The organism is Bacillota bacterium (assembly GCA_009711825.1).
In the GTDB taxonomy this organism is placed as follows: domain Bacteria; phylum Bacillota; class Proteinivoracia; order UBA4975; family VEMY01; genus VEMY01.
The window spans coordinates 38,084-57,037 of the sequence record VEMY01000007.1 but is presented as its reverse complement, the minus strand read 5'-3'; the positions used below and the strand labels follow the sequence as shown (position 1 = coordinate 57,037).

General features: G+C 49.5%; 18 protein-coding genes. 1 reads left to right on the top strand and 17 read right to left on the bottom strand.

Features of this window, described 5'->3' with window-relative positions; all coding sequences use genetic code 11:
* Nucleotides 1–90: 90 nt before the first annotated feature.
* The 11 genes from FH749_03315 to FH749_03265 all read right to left on the bottom strand — a co-directional run bounded on the left by FH749_03315 (nucleotide 91) and on the right by FH749_03265 (nucleotide 9,759).
* Nucleotides 91–528, bottom strand: a complete 438-nt coding sequence (locus FH749_03315; GenBank protein ID MTI94505.1) for a regulatory protein RecX — start codon at nucleotides 526–528, stop codon at nucleotides 91–93.
* Entirely contained in the window at nucleotides 525–1,538 is a 1,014-nt protein-coding gene (gene recA / locus FH749_03310; GenBank protein MTI94504.1) for a recombinase RecA, read from the bottom strand. Before recA ends, FH749_03315 begins: the two co-directional genes overlap by 4 nt.
* Before the next feature lie 33 nt (nucleotides 1,539–1,571).
* The gene (gene thpR, locus FH749_03305; GenBank protein MTI94503.1) at nucleotides 1,572–2,126 is read right to left on the bottom strand and encodes an RNA 2',3'-cyclic phosphodiesterase; all 555 of its coding nucleotides are present in this window, start codon (nucleotides 2,124–2,126) and stop codon (nucleotides 1,572–1,574) included.
* Nucleotides 2,113–3,570 carry a metallophosphoesterase gene (locus FH749_03300; protein ID MTI94502.1) on the bottom strand — a complete coding sequence of 486 codons (1,458 nt, stop codon included), beginning with the start codon at nucleotides 3,568–3,570 and terminating at the stop codon, nucleotides 2,113–2,115. Before FH749_03300 ends, thpR begins: the two co-directional genes overlap by 14 nt.
* The gene (locus tag FH749_03295; GenBank protein MTI94501.1) at nucleotides 3,558–4,202 is read right to left on the bottom strand and encodes a CinA family protein; all 645 of its coding nucleotides are present in this window, start codon (nucleotides 4,200–4,202) and stop codon (nucleotides 3,558–3,560) included. The genes FH749_03300 and FH749_03295 overlap by 13 nt, the downstream gene beginning before the upstream one ends.
* A 69-nt stretch (nucleotides 4,203–4,271) precedes the next feature.
* Nucleotides 4,272–5,717, bottom strand: coding sequence for an AAA family ATPase (locus tag FH749_03290; protein ID MTI94500.1), 1,446 nt, complete (start codon nucleotides 5,715–5,717; stop codon nucleotides 4,272–4,274).
* Nucleotides 5,718–5,730: 13 nt separating this feature from the next.
* Nucleotides 5,731–6,231: a hypothetical protein gene (locus FH749_03285; GenBank protein ID MTI94499.1), complete on the bottom strand. Its 501-nt coding sequence runs from the start codon at nucleotides 6,229–6,231 to the stop codon at nucleotides 5,731–5,733.
* A gap of 83 nt (nucleotides 6,232–6,314) precedes the next feature.
* The gene (pgsA, locus tag FH749_03280) at nucleotides 6,315–6,890 is read right to left on the bottom strand and encodes a CDP-diacylglycerol--glycerol-3-phosphate 3-phosphatidyltransferase (GenBank protein MTI94498.1); all 576 of its coding nucleotides are present in this window, start codon (nucleotides 6,888–6,890) and stop codon (nucleotides 6,315–6,317) included.
* Nucleotides 6,887–8,194 carry a 30S ribosomal protein S12 methylthiotransferase RimO gene (gene rimO, locus FH749_03275; protein MTI94497.1) on the bottom strand — a complete coding sequence of 436 codons (1,308 nt, stop codon included), beginning with the start codon at nucleotides 8,192–8,194 and terminating at the stop codon, nucleotides 6,887–6,889. The genes pgsA and rimO overlap by 4 nt, the downstream gene beginning before the upstream one ends.
* On the bottom strand, nucleotides 8,194–8,985 hold the full coding sequence (locus FH749_03270) for a helix-turn-helix domain-containing protein (protein MTI94496.1): 792 nt from the start codon (nucleotides 8,983–8,985) through the stop codon (nucleotides 8,194–8,196). The genes rimO and FH749_03270 overlap by 1 nt, the downstream gene beginning before the upstream one ends.
* A 12-nt stretch (nucleotides 8,986–8,997) precedes the next feature.
* Nucleotides 8,998–9,759: a DUF3388 domain-containing protein gene (locus FH749_03265; protein MTI94495.1), complete on the bottom strand. Its 762-nt coding sequence runs from the start codon at nucleotides 9,757–9,759 to the stop codon at nucleotides 8,998–9,000.
* A gap of 102 nt (nucleotides 9,760–9,861) precedes the next feature.
* On the opposite strand from FH749_03265, the gene FH749_03260 reads away from it, so the two are divergent.
* The gene (locus tag FH749_03260) at nucleotides 9,862–10,887 is read left to right on the top strand and encodes a hypothetical protein (protein ID MTI94494.1); all 1,026 of its coding nucleotides are present in this window, start codon (nucleotides 9,862–9,864) and stop codon (nucleotides 10,885–10,887) included.
* Between the two features lie 48 nt (nucleotides 10,888–10,935).
* Here the strand turns inward: FH749_03260 and FH749_03255 are convergent, their stop codons facing one another.
* The 6 genes from FH749_03255 to FH749_03230 form a co-directional block, all read right to left on the bottom strand.
* Nucleotides 10,936–11,922 (bottom strand): ABC transporter permease, encoded by a 987-nt coding sequence (locus FH749_03255; GenBank protein ID MTI94493.1) that lies wholly within the window; start codon nucleotides 11,920–11,922, stop codon nucleotides 10,936–10,938.
* Entirely contained in the window at nucleotides 11,915–13,030 is a 1,116-nt protein-coding gene (locus FH749_03250; protein MTI94492.1) for an ABC transporter permease, read from the bottom strand. Before FH749_03250 ends, FH749_03255 begins: the two co-directional genes overlap by 8 nt.
* 34 nt (nucleotides 13,031–13,064) lie before the next feature.
* Nucleotides 13,065–14,618: an ABC transporter ATP-binding protein gene (locus tag FH749_03245; GenBank protein MTI94491.1), complete on the bottom strand. Its 1,554-nt coding sequence runs from the start codon at nucleotides 14,616–14,618 to the stop codon at nucleotides 13,065–13,067.
* A 53-nt stretch (nucleotides 14,619–14,671) separates the two neighbouring features.
* Nucleotides 14,672–15,697: a BMP family ABC transporter substrate-binding protein gene (locus tag FH749_03240; GenBank protein MTI94490.1), complete on the bottom strand. Its 1,026-nt coding sequence runs from the start codon at nucleotides 15,695–15,697 to the stop codon at nucleotides 14,672–14,674.
* A 113-nt stretch (nucleotides 15,698–15,810) separates the two neighbouring features.
* Complete coding sequence (locus FH749_03235; protein ID MTI94489.1) at nucleotides 15,811–18,075, bottom strand: DNA translocase FtsK; 2,265 nt, start codon at nucleotides 18,073–18,075, stop codon at nucleotides 15,811–15,813.
* Nucleotides 18,076–18,093: 18 nt separating this feature from the next.
* Nucleotides 18,094–18,936, bottom strand: a complete 843-nt coding sequence (locus FH749_03230) for an undecaprenyl-diphosphate phosphatase (protein ID MTI94488.1) — start codon at nucleotides 18,934–18,936, stop codon at nucleotides 18,094–18,096.
* Between the last annotated feature and the right edge of the window lie 18 nt (nucleotides 18,937–18,954).

The following is an 18,954-nucleotide window of genomic DNA, read 5'->3' as shown; positions in this document are numbered from 1 at the left end:
AAAGCCTTAGGGGCTGAAAAGAAAAACAAAAATGGTTTTTGTAAAATTAGCCATCTATAATTTTAAACTTTTCTACCCCTTATGTCAAGTTTAATCATTTCTAGCAAATTCGTCCCGCCAGATTTTGGCAGCTTGTTCATAAGAAAAACCCCGATAGAGCAAGTACCTGGTTAATTTTTGCTGGGAAGTGAAATTCTTGTTTGCAATCGCTTGGCGGGCCAGTGCAAGCTCTTTTTCACCGTCAAACTCCGCCAACACTTCTTCAATGATTGCTTGAGTCACTCCCCGACTCTGCAATTCCCGCTTAAGCCGGAACCGCCCCATTGGTTTGGAACGCTCGCGGTATGCGACAAACTCCCGGGCAGTTCGGTGATCATCAAGATACTGATAGTGCTTTAGCTTTTCGATACATTGATTGATTTCAGCCTCATGATGGCCTTTATCCTTAAGGTAGGTTCTTATTTCTTGCTCAGTTCGGGAACGGCGGGCAAGATAATTTAATGCCCTGGAAACAGCATTCACAATTATTCTCCGGTATCTGGCGCCGGCTCACTGACAAGGCCGTAATGACTGCGGACCCGTTCTTCGATTTGCTGGGTAATTTCCGGATTTTCCACCAAAAACTGTTTGGCGTTTTCCCTTCCCTGCCCCAGTCTCTCTGCATCCAGCGAATACCAAGCGCCGCTCTTGCTGACAATGTCCAAATCAGCCGCTAAATCTAAAATTGAACCTTCACGGGAAATGCCCTCGCCGTACATAATGTCAAACTCAGCCAAACGAAACGGTGGCGCCACTTTATTCTTGACAACCTTTACTCGAGTTCTGTTGCCGACAACATCATTACCGCGCTTCAATGATTCGATACGTCGCACATCCAGGCGCACGGAAGCATAAAACTTTAAGGCCCGTCCCCCAGGGGTCACTTCCGGATTACCAAACATTACGCCAACTTTCTCCCGAATTTGGTTGATAAAGATAGCCGTGGTTTTTGATTTGCTGATGGCGCCAGACAGTTTTCGCAGTGCCTGAGACATTAGACGTGCCTGCAGTCCCACGTGGGAATCGCCCATTTCTCCTTCAATTTCCGCTTTGGGAACAAGTGCTGCAACCGAGTCCACCACCACCACGTCCACAGCGCCGCTGCGCACCAGGGCTTCTGCTATTTCCAGAGCCTGTTCGCCGGTATCTGGTTGTGAAACATAGAGGTCGTCCAAATTAACTCCCAGCTTACGGGCATAGGCGGGATCTAATGCATGTTCAGCATCGACAAATGCCGCGGTGCCCCCCATGCGTTGTGCTTCTGCAACCACATGCAGCGCAACTGTTGTTTTGCCCGATGACTCGGGTCCGAAAATTTCCACTACCCTGCCTCGGGGAAAACCGCCTGTTCCCAGGGCAATATCCAGAGCTAGACAACCACTGGAAATCACAGAAACATTGAGGGCGGCATTTTCGCCCAATTTCATAATTGACCCTTTGCCAAACTGTCGCTCTATTTGTTGAACGGCCATATCCAACGCCTTTTGCTTGTCCATAATTACCCCCTGTAATTTTGGTACATTATAGAACATCTATTCGCTTTTGGCAATACCTGCAAGCGCATAATCTTCCAGAACAGTGTATCGTGCTCCCGTCGGGGTCAGTTCACTGGCATAAAGGACGAACCGGTCAACAGTAAATTCCGCTAGCAGCGTCGCTTGCCGGGACAGTTCAACGGTGGCGGATTCCCCGGACCTGGCAACAGTCAGGTGGGGAGTGAGCTGTTCTTGTTGCTTACCACCGCCTACCTGAAGCAGTCGTGATAAGGTGATAATTTCCTCACGACCCTTGTGAATATCCGCATATAGCACTCTTGGCCGCCTTGAATTTGGGAAACAACCCCATCCCCCTACAACACAGGTAAAGGCGGGCACTTTGGTTGCCACTGCTGTCGCATGGGCTTTCAGTTTCTCTGCTTCTGCCGGGGTCGTATCGTCAATAAAATGCAAGGTCAGATGATAATTTTCCGCTGGCACCCAGCGGGGCATGGCATTTAGTTTGATATCTTTCCTGGCGGCAGCTATCCTCCGCTGGCAGGTCTCAGGAATGGAAATCGCAAAAAATATGCGCATCTCACTCCTCCTCATCGCCTAGTTCTACATCCGGTTGTTCCGGCGTCTCCTCTTGTTCTTCCTGAAGGATTTCCGGAAGTATGGGCCGCAGCAGGTGGCGTTCAAGGGTGAAGCCGGCATTTAGGTTGTTAACCCGGACGATATCGCCAGCAACCGGACGCCAACGTTCATTATACCTGTTCATGTGAAGCAGGACCATGCTGTATGGCATTTCCTCCCGGGTCATCAAACCACGGATTCCGGCACCACCTGTGGAACCAGCATCGATAAGGAATGTCTCTCCCGCAACCTCGATATCTGAGCGATGGCTGTGACCATGGAGCAGCAGTGAGGGCAAGTCGGTAAACTCATTTACTATCCAAGCATGATGAGCGGCAATAATATCCGGCGGCCGCTCCGCCTCTTCAACTAATTCCCGCAACCGTTCTGCCGCATGCAAGTACTCCTCATGAGGACGCACCGCCATTGCCGTGTCAGCTGCTGACGGATCGGCAATCCCAGCAATCAACAAATCAAGCTCCTCTAGATACAGCAAGTCTTCATTGAGGACATATACATTTTCCAGACGCCCAAAGCTGGATATCACCGCCGGGGAATCGTGGTTGCCGGGCACAAATACATAGGGAATCCCTACATTGTTAATCGCCCTTAACAATTCTGCTTCCAACGGAGTGCCATAATCGGTTATATCGCCGGTATCAATAATCAAGTCGACATCAAACGAAACCAGCATTTGTTCAATCAGGGCAACACTGATTAGATTGTTATGGATATCTGAGACATGTAGAATTTTTAAGTCTCCGTCAATAGTGCCCAGGGGCCGCAGAAAGTTCAAGGACTCAAAGAGCATGTAAAGATTGGAGGTGATTACCTGCATAGTAACATCGATGTCTTCCACCGCTGCCAACGCTTCTTCTGCAACACCCAGCAACCAGGGAGCGGCCTCAATCACCCCCTCGAACTCCGGTGCGATGAAGGCATTTTCATCATATGTGTACAGGGCCGAGCCAATTAGAACTGTGAACAAAAGCAGCCCAATTAATCCTGCCTGGGCAGATTTTTTTAGATTGCGAGAATACACATACCCGGCGCCAAAGCCACCAATAAAAGCGATTGCCAGCACCCGCAGCAAAAACTGCATAACTTGAGTGCGCAATGTTTCTTGGACCTGGTCAAACAAAATCTCCGGATGTTGACCGGCCACCATCTCCTCAAGCCGCTGCATATTAATATTACTCAAACTCAATCTGAACATTAATGGAAGCTGATGCGTCTGCGCGCGAACAGTCCCCAAAGGCGGCAAGTCGACAACAGTATAGCCCTTATCGAAAATCTGGATGCTGAGCACAAAATCAAAAGCATATACAGTTGCATCCTGCCGAGAAAGCACCGATACAAGCAGTAAGGCACCGAGAATTCCCACCAGGGCAATTTTAATAATCGGTGTCAATTTTGCCATTGAGTCCACCTCACAGAAAATGTAAATAAAAAGTTCAACGCTGCCCGAGCTGCCAGTTGTTTTATGGTTTCCCTGTTACCGGTGAAATTAAACCTGCGGCAGACTTGATGCTCATTACTACTGAGGGCAATATAAACCAGACCTGGGTTCAAGCCGGGCGCCGGACTCTGAGGACCCAGAACGCCAGTTGTTGCTAATCCCAAACTGGTCCGCGACCGCTGACGGACTCGGACCGCCATGTTAATAGTCAGGTCTTGTGATACTGCTCCGGCTGGAATATCCGCAGGGTTTAGCCGGAGATATTCCACCTTGGCCGCGGCGGAGTAGGTGCATAACCCGGCACTAAAAATCGCGCTGGCGCCCGGCACATCGGTAATTAAACTTGCTATCAGCCCGCCGGTGCATGACTCGACTGTAGCCAGACTTAGTTTATGTTTCAGCAGATAGCGGACAAGCGTGAAATTGTCCGCGTCCCCCATCTGCCAGTGGGGATAGAGCGTCCGCCACCAGGAACGAAGCTGATTTTTATCGTTAGGCAATTTTAACCTGACACCCGCAGGATCAACAATAACCTCCGCCTCCGGTAGCAACTTGCTAATTGTTTGCGGTGTTATCCCATAGAGCAAGGGCATTATTATCACTTCCCTGTTTCTATTGTACTGTACGCATTTCCAGAAATAAAGAAAAACCACTGATAAAAATCAGTGGCGCATCAGAGTCCTGAATTCTTCTCCAGTTAATCGCTCGCGTTCTGTTAAGTCAGCGGCAATTATATTCAATTGGTCACGGTTATCCAACAGCAGCTTGCGAACCCTGGCAGTACACCTTTCGATGATTTCTGTGCAGGCCGCCTGCAATTTAGACCGATCCAGTTTTTTTACGTCCACAACTCCAAGCTCCGACAAGCCGCAACCAATCATGTTTTCGCTGATTGATAGGGCACGTTGGAAGTCGTTGGCTGCGCCAGTACTTCGCTCGCCAAAGGTAATTTCTTCGGCAACGGCGCCGGCAAGCAATACAGAAATTTGTTTTTCCAGCCATGACTGGGTTTGCAGAGTCGGTTGTTTATCATCCTTTTGTCGGATAAACCCCAGTGTCTTTGCCCGTGGAACAATTGTTACCGCCGAGACAGAGCCCGGGAAGAACCATTCACTAATCAAGGCGTGACCGGTTTCATGAATCGCCACCCGTTTCTTTTCATCGGCAGCGAGAAGCCCCTCTTTGGTTTCACCCAGCTGAACCTTGTCAATGGATTCAAGAAAATCTGCCGCGGTAATTTCGGTGGCTTTTTTGCGCATTGCCTTAATCGCTGCTTCGTTGACCAGATTTGCCAAGTGGGCGCCGGAAAAGCCGTAGGTCTGCTGAGCTATTTCTTGCAGATCAACATCAACGGCCAAAGGCTTGTCCTGGGCATGAATTTTGAGTATCTCCAGGCGTCCGGCGCTGTCAGGCATGCCGATTTCGACAATGCGGTCAAAGCGACCGGGACGCATTAGGGCATCATCCAGGAGATCTGCTCTGTTGGTAGCACCCAACACAAATATTTTAATCTCCTGATTGTCTTCGATCCCATCCAGTTCAACCAGCAATTGGTTCAGTGTCTGATCATATTCCAGATGGCTTTCAACCTTCCCCCGCTTGCCACCGACTACATCAAGCTCATCAATAAAAATAACCGCCGATTGCTTTTTTTGCTGTTTGGCCTGTTTTCGGGCATCGGCAAACAATTGCCGAACCCGTTTTGCTCCAACACCGGCGTACATTTCAATAAATTCACTGCCGGCAGCTGAAACAAATACCGAATCGGTGTAGCTTGCAGCTGCCCTAGCCATCAAGGTTTTGCCCGTTCCCGGCGGACCTTCTAGCAGAATTCCGCCCAAAGGGCGCACACCCAGCTTATTGGCATGGGAGGCAACAAGCAACTCTAAGGCCTCGATAACTTCCCGCTTGGCAGAGTTTTGTCCGCCAATGCTGTCGAAAGAGGGTTGACTTGTGTTAACCGGTTTATTGGTCACACTGACCCCGCCCTGAATTCTGTCCATTAAGTCGAAGCGTTTAACAAAAATAAATCCAACCACCGACAGCAAAACCCAGGGCATGATGTTGACACCATTAACTGCAAGCAAAGTCAGCGCTGCTACAGCCATAGCGGCCAAAACTTCAATCAATTGCAGCACCTCCCTTGTTTAATTGCACCCTGCCGTAATATGCTCCGGAATCAGAATTTAACTCCATAAACAGCCAATTGCCCCATAGAAGGGTCTCAGCTGTCAAATCATATTCAACAGCAAGCTCTTCGAGAAGCAGACTGGCAGTATAATACTCTTTAGTTGCCTGAGCCTGCGCAGCTATCAAATCCACCTGACGGGTTATTTTCACAGGCAGCAGATGTTCAGACTTGGGTTCCATTCTTATATCCCTGACCCGGGACCAAACAGCGCTGTCAGCGTTCGCCTCCAACACTGAAATCACATCAGACACACGGTATCCTTCCGCCACAGTTATGGACATGACATCATGCTCCATTGTCACCTGCTGAATTGACTCACCGGTGAGCGCTGTAGCGTAAGCGCGGTCTGTATAGTTCATCCAGAAGTGATTGCCTGCCAGGGCGAAAACAGTCAACGCCAGGGCCAGGGGAATAAAAATTTTCCAACGCATTTTATCCCCTCCCTTAGTTTACATAATCAATTATAACATGGCTTGTCTTTGTTTTCGCTAACAAAAAAAGGATAGTTTGACAACTACCCCAAGTGAATCACATGCTTATTTTTTACAAAATAATCGACTCCCGATACAATTGTCATAATTATTGCCAAGTAAAGACTGATCATGGCAATTTCTAAGACGGGAAGAAATCCTAAAGCTGTGTGCAACCATGACAAAGACTTGTCCATGCCTGCATTAATTGTTAGCGCCGTGATGGCGATGATTTGCGTCAGGGTCTTGAATTTGCCCAATTTGCTGGCACTGATTACATGGCCTTCTGAGGCGGCAATAACACGCAGCCCGGTAACTGCAAATTCCCGACTGAGAATAACAAAGACCGGCAAGGGATGAATTTGCTGCATCCAAGCCAAGGTAATCAAAGCGGATGTGACAAGAAGTTTGTCAGCCAGCGGATCGAGGAATTTGCCAAAGTTCGTTACCATTTTGTGTTTGCGGGCGATATAGCCGTCTAAGCCATCGGTGCTGGCAGCAATCACAAAAACCAACGCCGCAATAAACTCTCCATAAGGCACCTTCACCAAAATCGGAATCATAAATAGCGGTGCCAAAAAAATACGAAAAATAGTTATTTTGTTTGCCAGGTTGTTCATCCAATCACCCCTCGTAGATTATAGCCATTGACCCCATTAACTCGCACATCGACGAAAGTGCCGGCTTTCAGGGAACTGGCTTCGATTACAATATTGTTGTCAATTTCCGGAGCCTGCCAGTAGCCGCGTCCCTGGGCAATCTGACGCCGGGAATCTACATAGTCAATTAAAACTCTGTGTACCGAATCAACCATACTCTGATTATTGGCCTGCACTAACCGCTGCTGCATCTGCATTAAGAAATTATAGCGGCGTTGCTTTTCTTCGTTTGGCACCTGGTCTGGCAAACGCGCTGCCCGGGTACCACGCTCCCGGGAATAGACAAACGCACCCAATTGCGCAAATTTCATGCGTTTTGCAAAATCGTAGAGATGTTGATAATGCGTTTCGGTCTCTCCGGGATAACCAACGATGAATGTTGTTCGCAGGGCAATGCCGGTAATCCGCTCCCGCAACTTGCCTACCAATTGTTCAACATCTGTATTGCGGTTACTGCGTCCCATGCTGGCCAAAATCTCCGGATGACTGTGTTGCAAAGGAATGTCAAGATAGCGCACGACTTTCTCAGACTGGGATAGAAAGTCTATCAAATCATCATTGATATGATCAGGATAACAGTATAACACGCGAACACGAAATTCCCCCGGCAAAGTTTCCAGAGCTTGCAAAACCGATACCAGCTGGCTGCGCCCGCTAGTGTCTAAACCATAGGCAGAACAATCCTGGGCAATCAGGACAATTTCTCTAATCCCGGCCTCCAACATCCGCTTGGCTTCATTGACAATCTGCTCCAAATTTTTGCTGCGCAGACGTCCACGTAAGCGGGGGATTACACAGTACGAACACCTGTTATTGCAGCCCTCGGCAATTTTTAGATAGCCGTAGGGCCATGTGGAAAACATTCTGTCGGTCTCAGCAACCCCAGCATAGTGCGAAGGGCGCCCAAGGCGGCTGGCATTGGACTCAACAACATCCAATATGTCTTCGATACTGCCGGTGCCAAGATAGGCATCAACCTCGGGCAAAAGCTCCGGCAATTGCTTCTGGTAGCGTTGGGATAAACAACCTGATACAATCAGCTGTCGGCAGCAACCATGTTTCTTGTGTTCCGCGACTTCTAAGATTTTATTAATCGATTCTTCTTTTGCCTGCTCAATGAATCCACAGGTGTTGACGATTATAACCTCTGCCTCCTCTAACCGGGTTGTAATTTCGTATCCGGCCCTGGCCATCAGGCCAAGCATTGTCTCAGCATCAATCTGGTTTTTAGGGCAACCCAGATTGACCACTACCACTGTTTTCATTATTCCTCCCCCTGATCTTCCTCTGGCTGCAAATTAATTTGGAGATTAAACGGAGTATCCGACTCTGGGACTTCAACTTCAATTCCGTTCACTATAACTTGCACGTTTTGCGGTGCTCCCAAGCGGATGAAGAATGTTTCCTCAGCACTCCACTCTTCCTCGTCGCCGCTGACGAAGGTCTCTTCAACATTACCTTCTCCATCGATATTTCTTCGGGTCCAGCAGGCGCCAGTGAATTCTATCTCTACCACTAAGGCTTCTGCGTTGAAGAGCGAGTAAACGGCACTGTTGTCATCGTCTTCAATTAACTCCAATTCCGAATCGGGATCTTCCGGCTCCGGATCTTCTACAATCGGATCTTCATCTTCCTCATCATCCGGTTCCTCGGTATCAATCGGCGGCAGGTCCGGCACTTGTGGGTCGGGCTGCATCCAGGTCAGCATCGCATCGCGGACTAAAAATACCACCAACGCTGCCACAGCAATGACAAATAAAAGCCTCAGCAGAGGAGCGAAGCTGAATTCCCGACGCCTGCGCGCCGGACGTCGCCGAGGCGATACCGGAGGCGCTTGCACTTCCTCATGAAATAATGTGTCGGGGTCCAGCCCAACCTCCTGTGCATAACGGCGAATAAACCCCCGAATATATACAGCGGGCCCGATTTGCTCCCATTCGCCATTTTCTAGGGCCTGTAATTGACGCAGGGAAATTTTTGTCCGCTGCTGAAGATCTTCCAGGCTCAGATTTGCCCGTTTGCGAGCTTCAATCAGTTGTTGAATAATTTGCTCCATTATAATCGCTCCTCAACTAATATCAAATGAAGAAAAGGATTGACTCACCAGCTCGTAGTTTATTTCCTCATCGGCATGACGCCTTAGTTCGACAGTGTAATCAAAAAATTCCGGTTCAAGATCCAGCTCACGCATAAAGATATCAGGGTGTTCGATTATCTTGGGAGCAGGTAGTTGTAGAACCTCCTGAACCAACGCTTTATGCCGGGCGGAACCGCGGATGCTGGAGACAATGCCATCGATTATATAGATGCAATCGTCGGTTCTCTCATCATCCAAGAGTGTGCTGCGCATAATTTGACGCATTAAAGTGGATGAAACCAGCACCCATTTCTTGTTGGCATGGACACAGGCTGCAATTGCTGCTTCGGATTTACCCACCCGGGGCATGCCACGCATCCCGACAACTGGGCGTTGCCTGCCCAAAAGCTCCCCCAGAAAATCCACAAGCATTCCCAATTCATCTCGGGTGAACATAAATGTATTATGCTTCTCGGGATCCTGGCGAAGAATCTTGCCGTGTTGAAGCGTAACTCTGTCGATAAAAGTTGGACGCCGAAAAGCGGTGAGTTCAATATTGGAGGCCTGGGTTAAAGTATTTTTCATCGTGACAATCCGCGCCGGATCGCTGCAGCGAAGCATCAAACCGCGTTTATGGCTGGCAATGCCATTAATCATCGTGATATTTACACCCATCAGCCCCAAAAATGTAGCCAAATCGCCCAATAACCCGGGACGGTCATTATGGATGATGTATTCCATATACCATTCCATTATTTCACCCCAAATTTCATTATAGCAAAGTCACTTACTCTTTGCACTGTTTTTGCCCATTACAAGTATTATAAATTAGATTGGGCAAAAGGAGCGAAAAAAATGAAGACATATCAATATTTTGCCGGTGCAAATACTGCCAGCGGTTTCTATTCATTTTATAACTTTCTGTCGCCAGACACCACCAACCGGGTGTTTATCCTCAAGGGCGGTCCCGGTGTCGGCAAATCGACGATGCTGAAGTCGCTTGCCAAAGAGTTAGGCAGGTTTCACCCAGTGGACTTGTATCACTGTTCCGCAGATGTTGGTTCCCTAGACGGGATTTTTATTCATGATGCTGAGGTTTCCGTGCTTGACGGCACTGCTCCCCATACAATTGACCCCCGTTTGCCGGGTGCCGTGCAAGAAATTGTAGATCTAGGGATTGCCTGGAATCGAGAAAACTTAATTACAAAACGTTCAGAAATCTTGAATCTGGCAGATTCAATTAGCAATTCCTACAGCGAGGCATACCGTTGGCTGTCCCTAGCTGCCCACTGGTTAAACACTGCGCGCCCCATTGTGGCATCGCCGGCATCTGAGCAAGCCGCCGCCAGCACTGCCCGGGAGATTATAGCTTCCCTGCCAAGCTTGCCAAAGGGGCGCAGCCAAAAGGCATTCGCAACTGCGATTACCAGTGCCGGGACGGTAAGTTACCTGGCCGAACTTGCTAAAGAGACTAATGATTTATATATTTTATCAGGCACTGACCGATTTTTTAAGACACAAGTTTTAGAAACAGTCGCCGCTCACCTATCTTCACAGGGGGCAGCTGTCCGCTACCTGTATTGCGGACTGCAGCCCGGCAATATTGAACACATCTATATTCCCGGGGTTCTTGGCATATTCTCCAGTCACCCGCCCCATCAACTTGCCCTGCCGGGCGCCAGAGAATTTAGTGCCGGCGCAATCAGTGATTCAATGCCGAAACCAGTTTCGGATACAATCGCAAAGGCGGTCAACTATCTGGTGCGGGCAAAAGATCTCCACGCCAAAATGGAGAAAATCTATGTCCCTAACACTGATTTTACTGTGGTAAATGCGAAGCAGGCGGAAATTCTAGAGTTTATAAATTCCCTCAACATTTGACAAGACCCAAAAAGAAAACCCGAAATGGGTTTTGAAATGGGTTTTCTTTTATTGATTGGTCTCATAAGGTATTCCAGATGCAGCAGGTGGCGTGCTGCGGCCGATAAAGCCCGCTAGAGCTAACATGGTAATGATATATGGCAGCATCGTATAGAATTGAGAAGGTACTGACTGAAGGAAAGGCACGTTTCGGAAAAGCACGCTGGCGCTGACTTCAAAGGAAGTCGACAGGCCAAATAACAGACACGCCCCCATGGCGCCAAAGGGAGTCCACTTACCGAAAATCATTGCCGCCAGAGCGATAAAACCACGCCCGGCAATCATGCCGACCACAAACCCGGACATCCCGGGGCTAATGGAGAGAATTGATCCGGCAAACCCAGCAAGCACACCGCTTATCAGCACACCCAGATAGCGCATACGGGGCACATTTACCCCCAAAGTATCAGCAGCACGGGGGTGTTCACCGACAGCCCGCAAACGTAATCCCAAAGGCGTCTTAAACAGAACGATATGGCCGACTATCACCGCAACAAAAGCAAGATAAACACCGGGAGCATGTTCGCCAAAAGCCCTGGTCATAAAAGGCGTATTCATAAAGTCGCCAAGAATAGGAACCGGCGCCAGGAGGTTTGAAAGCGACCAGCGGGGCAAGCTTGGTGAAGTTCCCAACAACAACTGTCCGCCGCTGCCATAAACAGCACGCATCATAAATGATGCGACCCCGACAGCCAATAGATTGATGGCAGTTCCGCTTACGACCTGATTGGCCTTAAATTTGATACTGACAACAGCATGCAGCCAGGATAGGATTGCTCCGGCAATTACTGCCGCCAGCACCCCGATCCAGGGATTGCCACTGGTCATGGCGAAAGCAGCGCCAAAAAACGCGCCGATGACCATTATTCCTTCCAGGGCAATATTGATTACGCCGCTGCGCTCGGTGAAGGTGCCGCCAATTGCCGCGAAAATCAAAGGCGCAGCGTTAAAGAGTGTGTAGTAAATTATCGTTGCAATTGCCATCGACTCAATCATTTACCACAACCTCCTTTTTGCGCCGTATAAACAACCAGTGGAAAATTTGTTCGGCAGCGACAAAGAAGATTACTGAAGCCTGAATGATTGCTACCACCTGCCTGGGAACATCTGCCTGAATTTGTATTGCAGCATCGGCGCGTAACAAAACTCCAAATAACAACGCTCCAAAGATAACACCTAGGGGATGATTTTTGCCAATCAAGGCGACAGCAATTCCATTGAATCCCAGGTTCGGAAAAGCAGACATCTGCAGCACTCTGCCCCGCACGCCCAAAGTCTGGATGCCACCGGCCAAACCTGCAAACAGTCCACTGATTAACATCGCCAGCAGGATATTTTTTGCGACACTGATACCGGCGTATTCAGCCGCATGCGGGTTGAGGCCGGTCGCCCTGACTTCAAAACCGGTGGTTGTTCGCCACAGTAAAAACCAACAAATGAATGCAGCCGCCAGGGCGATAAAAATACCTGTGTGCCCATCGGCAGCCGAAGTGCCAAAAATATCGCTGAGCCGAGTCAAGCGAATGTTAGCCGGAACCGCATCTGTCCCCTGCACGCCGCTCGCCTTGTAAGGCCCGGAAACCAACCAGTTCACCAGATAAAAGGCAATATGGTTCATCATGATTGTATTTACGACTTCGTGTACGCCAAGTTTTGCCTTTAAAAGACCCGGGATTCCTGCCCAAATAGCTCCGGCAACGGCGCCGCCCAAGATAGCACTGGGAAGCAAGATTATCGTCGGCAAGTCCGGCCAGGTAAAGCCAATGAACCCGGAAACAAACATCCCGACAATCACCTGTCCTTCGGCCCCGATATTGAACAACCCACAGCGGAAAGCAAAAGCGATTGCCAGTCCTGTCAGTATCAAGGGCGCCACATAGGCCATGGTCTCAAAGAACCCCTGGAGGCTGCCAAAAGAACTGGAATATACTGCCCGAAACACATCTACTGGGCTCCTGCCAATAGTGAGTACGATGATAGCGCCTACGAGCAGCCCAAACAGTACCGCGAAGATGGAGATCTTGGTCTCATTCCATAGCCGGGACAGGCCAGAAAATATGACACGCAGTGCTTTGGCCACGGGGGTAGGCAGTTTAGTGGCCATGTTTTGAATAAAGCTGTGAATCTTATTTTTCAAGTTAGCTAACTTCCCGGCCATCCTCTTCCCCCCTCTCCTGCTTCTTGGCGCCGGCCATCAACAGGCCAAGCTCTTGTTCACTTGCCTGAGCGCCGGTCAGCTCTCCAACAATTTCACCTTCATAAATAACCAGAATCCGATCAGCCAGCGCGAGGATTTCATCCAACTCCAACGAAACCAAGAGCACAGCTTTACCCTGGTCCCGTTGCTGAATCAATCGCTTATGCACAAATTCAATCGCGCCGACATCTAATCCTCGGGTAGGTTGAGCGGCAATCAATAAATCGGGATCCCGCTCCACTTCCCGGGCGATAATAAGTTTTTGTTGGTTGCCCCCAGATAAATTGTCGCCCTTTACATGGGGGCCTGGAGTCCTGACATCGAAATTTTTTATCAGTCTGCGGGCATAGGTGTCCATTTCCTGGCGCTGAAGGATTTTTGATTTTGCCAGAGGTGGCTTGTAATACAGCTGAAGAGCTGCGTTTTCCCGCAAATCAAAGTCCAGTACCAACCCTCGTTTATGACGGTCTTCCGGGATATGACCGACTCCCGTTTCGGTGACCTTGCGCGGAGATTTGTTGGTAATATCGCTGCCATTTAATTGGATTGAGCCTGACTGGGACTTCCTGAGCCCGGTGATTGCTTCCACCAATTCAGTCTGCCCGTTGCCGTCGACCCCGGCCAAACCGACAATCTCGCCGGCCCGGACCTGCATATCAATGCCCCGGACAACTTCGGTGTTCCGATAATCCCGTACATGCAGATTGCGGATATCCAGGATTACACGTTCCGGTTTTGCCGGGGGCTTGTCCACCGTCAATTTTACATCCCGGCCGACCATCAGTTTTGCCAATTGATCAATATTTGTGTCTGTTGTGTCCAGGGTTTCGATGGTCCGGCCCCTGCGAATGACAGTAACCCGGTGGCTGGCGGCCATAACTTCTTTTAGCTTATGGGTGATAAAAATTATCGTCTTCCCTTCCCGGACCAATGCCTCCATTATCTGGATCAGCTCGGTGGTTTCTTGGGGAGTGAGGACAGCAGTTGGCTCGTCCATAATCAGTATTTCCGCGCCACGATATAGCGCTTTCAGGATTTCCACCCGTTGCTGCATACCAACAGATATATCCCGCACCTTTGCCTGTGGGTCAACGGCCAAGCCGTATTGCTTTGACAAGTCACGGACAATCTTCTCTGCGTGCCCTTGATCGGTGAACCCAAACCTCTGCGGTTCGCTCCCTAAAATCAAATTTTCCGCCACGGTAAACGGCTCCACCAGCATAAAGTGCTGGTGCACCATGCCGATTCCCAGCTTAATTGCCTTCCGGGGTTCGTTAATCGTAACCTGTCTACCGCGAACGTTAATTTCTCCGCCATCGGGTTGATACAAGCCATATAATATATTCATCAACGTGGACTTGCCGGCGCCGTTTTCACCCAAAAGGGCATGAATCTCACCCTGGCGGACGCTTAAATTAACCTTATCATTGGCAATTACCCCAGGAAAAATTTTGGTAACGTTACACATTTCTATTATTGGCGGTTGACCAGTCATAACATCACCTCCCACTATAGAAAAGGGCCAGGCAGATACCTGGCCCTCGCTGGTTAGTTATTAGCTTTAAATTCGTCTACAGCGTCGCGAGTGAAAGGAACTTCCAACTCACCATTAATAATTTTTTGCTTTAAATCCTCAACCTGATCAATGACCTCGCTGGGGATGTGTTCAGACTGGACATAGCCAACGCCTTCTTCAGCAAGACCCAGGTCGCGAACGGTGCCACCAGGGAAGTTGCCCTCGGCAAGTTGTTTGCTGATTTCATAAGTGGCGGTGTCTACCCGCTTAATCATACTGGTCAAGGTGTACTCAGTAAGGTGGCTCTGATCCATGTCAACGCCGATAAACCATACTTCGTTATCGTCGCAGGCTTCGGCTACACCGATGCCAACGCCGCCAGCAGCGTGGTAGATAACATCGGCGCCCTGGCCAATCATATTGGTGGCAATCTGGTTGCCCCGGGCGGTGTCGCCCCAGGAATCAGCGTATTGAACCAACACTTCGGCGTCGGGATTAACAGCGTGAACACCGGCACGAAAACCGGATTCAAACTTGATAATCAAATCGCCTTCCATACCGCCAATGAAGCCGATGGTGTCCGATTCGGTCATCAAACCGGCAATCATGCCCACCAGGAACGAGCCTTCATGCTCTTTAAACACAACATAAGCGACATTGTCCAACAATTCTTCAGATGCGGAATCGATAATCGCAAAATTGCCATCGGGATTATCGGCGGCGACCGCATCAAGCTGCTCTGCCATCATGTAGCCGATGGCCCAGACCAACTCGGCGTCGGCACTGACTGCAGCCCGCAGGTTGGGAGTGTAGTCGTCCTCCTGATGGGATTCGATAACATCCGCTGTCCACCCGTCAATTTCATTTTTGAAACGGGTAAGACCTTCCCAGGCCGACTGGTTAAAGGACTCATCGTCCACACCGCCCATGTCGGTAACCATGTAAACTAGTTTGTCATCTTCCGGCGGCTGAACATCATTGCCGTTGTCTCCATTGTCGTCGGCAGGTTCTTCACCGCCGCCACAAGCAGCCAAGGCGAAAACCATGACTACAGCCATAAGTAAAGCAAAAAACTTTTTCAAAACAAAAACCTCCCCCAAGTTTTGTATTTCAAATGAATAATATCATCACGCAGGCAGGCAGTCAACATTTGTCCGCACTTTACGTGAACTTATTCAGAATCACCCAAGCCGTCGAACATACCCGCCAGTTGGCCGGGAGTTACTAGAATCTTTCGTGCCTTGCTCCCTTCAAATCCACCAACAATTCCCATTTGCTCCATATCGTCAATCAGCCGCGCTGCCCGGGTATAACCGATGCGCAGCCGTCGTTGTAGCATCGAAATAGACGCTTGTCCACTTTCCACAATCAATCTGGCAGCCTCGGGCAGCAGTTCATCAGTTTCTAGACTTGTGTCCTGTTCAACGCCGGTGGTGTCCAGGAAATCCTCCTGGGGTACAGGGGCAGCCTGAGCCAGGATATGGGTAATTATCTTCTCCACTTCTTCTTCCGAGATATAAGCGCTTTGAATCCGGTGGGGCTTAGCGGCGCCCACAGGCAGAAATAACATATCGCCCTTACCCAGAAGCTTCTCTGCTCCACTCATGTCAAGGATTGTCCGAGAATCTGCCTGACTGGAAACAGCAAAGGCGATTCTGGTTGTGATATTGGCTTTGATAACACCGGTGATAACATCAACCGAAGGTCGTTGGGTAGCCACCACCAAGTGAATGCCGGCAGCCCTGGATTTTTGCGCAATCCGGCAAATCACGTCTTCAATCTCGGTAGGAGCTGTCATCATCAAATCAGCCAGCTCATCGATTATAACAATGATATAGGGCAAACGTTGTTCCCCGCGGGAATCTGCCATTTCATTGAACCGATTTATGTCTCGGGCGGCGTTTGCTGCAAAGAGCTGGTAACGGCGCTCCATTTCCTTGATAACATTTTTCAGGGCCTGGGCGGCTTGTCGCGGATCGGTAACCACCGGGCATAAGAGATGGGGCAGACCGTTGTAGATGTTTAGCTCGACAACTTTAGGGTCAATAAGCAGCAATTTCAACTCATCCGGCTTCACCTTGAACAACAGACTGGCAATAAAGGTGTTGAGATAAACGCTTTTTCCGGCGCCGGTGGCGCCGGCAATCAGCAAATGGGGTATGTCCATAAGATCGGCAACAACCGGCTCGCCGGCAATGCCTTTCCCAAGAACCACGGTCAATTTGGAATCACTGCCAGCAAAGGCGTCTGATTCCAAGACTTCGCGAAAATAGACAGTTGCCTTGGCTTTATTGGCAACCTCAAGTCCAACGGCAGATTTGCCGGGTATTGGCGCTTCAATTCGGACACTGGTTGCCGCAAGACTTAATGCAAGGTCATCGGCCAAATTGACAATTTTACTGACCTTGACGCCGGCTGCCGGCTGAATTTCAAACCTTGTTATTGTGGGACCGCGATGAACATTGATAACTTTAGCCTCAATCCCAAAGCTGGCCAGGGTTTGCTCCAAAACATCGGCCTGAGATACAAGCTCTCTTCGACCCTGGGGATCTTTGAGTCGAATTGTTTTTTGAAGCAGATTCAGAGGTGGCAACTGGTAATCTGCGGTATATTTTTGCTCATAATCGTCTTGTTCCTGGGCTAAGTCAGGCACCGTCGGTGATGGTGCGGTTGGCTTTGCCGTTGGAACCGGCAACGGCCTTACCGGCTCCGGAGGTTCCGCTTCCGATTCCGGTTCCGAGTCGAACGGGGGTTGGCCGGTAGGAGCGGCCTCTTCACCGGGCGCCTGGTAGTCGTGAATAATTACGGTCGCCTCCCGCTGGCGTGTGCGCTTGTTTTGAGCAATCAAGGTTTTCAAGCGACGGCCGATATTGGTCAGATTGCTGACAATTCCCTTCAAAATCCCTGCAAACGCATTGCCAGCCATCGCCACAGCCTGTTTCAGCGATATATCCACCATGGTCAGGAAGGCAATTGTAAATGTTGAGACCAAAACTACCACGGAGCCCACCAGGCCAAAAGCCCGTAGTAAACCAATCGCCGCCAATGCGCCAAGAATTCCGCCACCTTGCTCTTGTCCAACCATATCCAATAATAATCTAGGCTCGTCCAATGTTGGCGCAGCATAGATATGGACGCTGGCCAACAAGCATAGAATGATGACCAATGTAGCGAATGCCTTGCGGCCAAAATTAACTGAGTTGGGGAAAAATAGCGCCCGTATGCCCCAAATCAACAAGGCAAATGGGAAAAACAGGGCATATCGGCCGGCGATATTTATCTGTAACTCGTTGAGGAAACGACCTGTAACACCGGTATGTTCCGTAAACAGCAGGCTTGCCGCGGCCAAGAGCGCCAAAGCGATTATAATCAGTCCGAATAGCTCGCTGTGCTGAGGATTTTGTTGTTTACGTTTACGACGTTTGCGTCTGGCCATACTTTCACCTCCGATCTTCTATAATATGAAGATTGCCACCAAAGCCATGGCCCAACAATAGAGCCCGAACCAGCGCAGCCGGTTTTTCACCAAGACACTGAGGAACACCCGGATTGCAAAAATTCCGGACAATGCCGCCACGAGAACGCCCGTTGCAAAAAACAACCAATTGCCGGCAAATGTTCCGTCTCTTAGTACTGTGATTAGCTCTAATACTGTTGCACCGCCAATCGCCGGCACCGACAGCAAAAAAGAATATTCTGCAGCGGTGCGTTTGTCTAGCCGGCGAAACAGGGCGCCACTGATAGTAGAACCTGAGCGGGAAATCCCAGGCAGCACTGCCAGCCCTTGAAACACACCAATGAGCAATACATCACTAACTCTGGTTTTGTTTATGTCCTTATTGCCCCCAGGGAGCACATCAGCCACCCATAGCAATGCGCCAGTGACAATCAAAGAATACCCCACCATGCGGGTGCTGGCAAATGCCTCCTCCACCATATCCCGAGCAAAAAGCGCAATAAGAGCCGTTGGTATACTGCCGACAATCAGCAGAAATAAAAACCGACGGTTTTCGCTGGTTTGGAAGCGGTCCCATTGTCGCGGTGAAAGCAGAGAGACTACACTCATAAAAATGGCAGCAATTCGCTCTCGAAACACCCAAAACACAGAAATAAGCGTGCCAAAATGTAAAAAGATCTCAAACGTAAGACCAGGCATTTCTACACCCAGTAAACGCTGAGCGATTACCAAATGCCCGGAACTGCTGACGGGCAGAAACTCGGTGAGCCCTTGAATTATGCCAATTATTATTGCGTTTAACAAGTCCATTTCCATCCCTCCTGCTACTGATGATAGCATAGCCCAGAAAAAAATGAC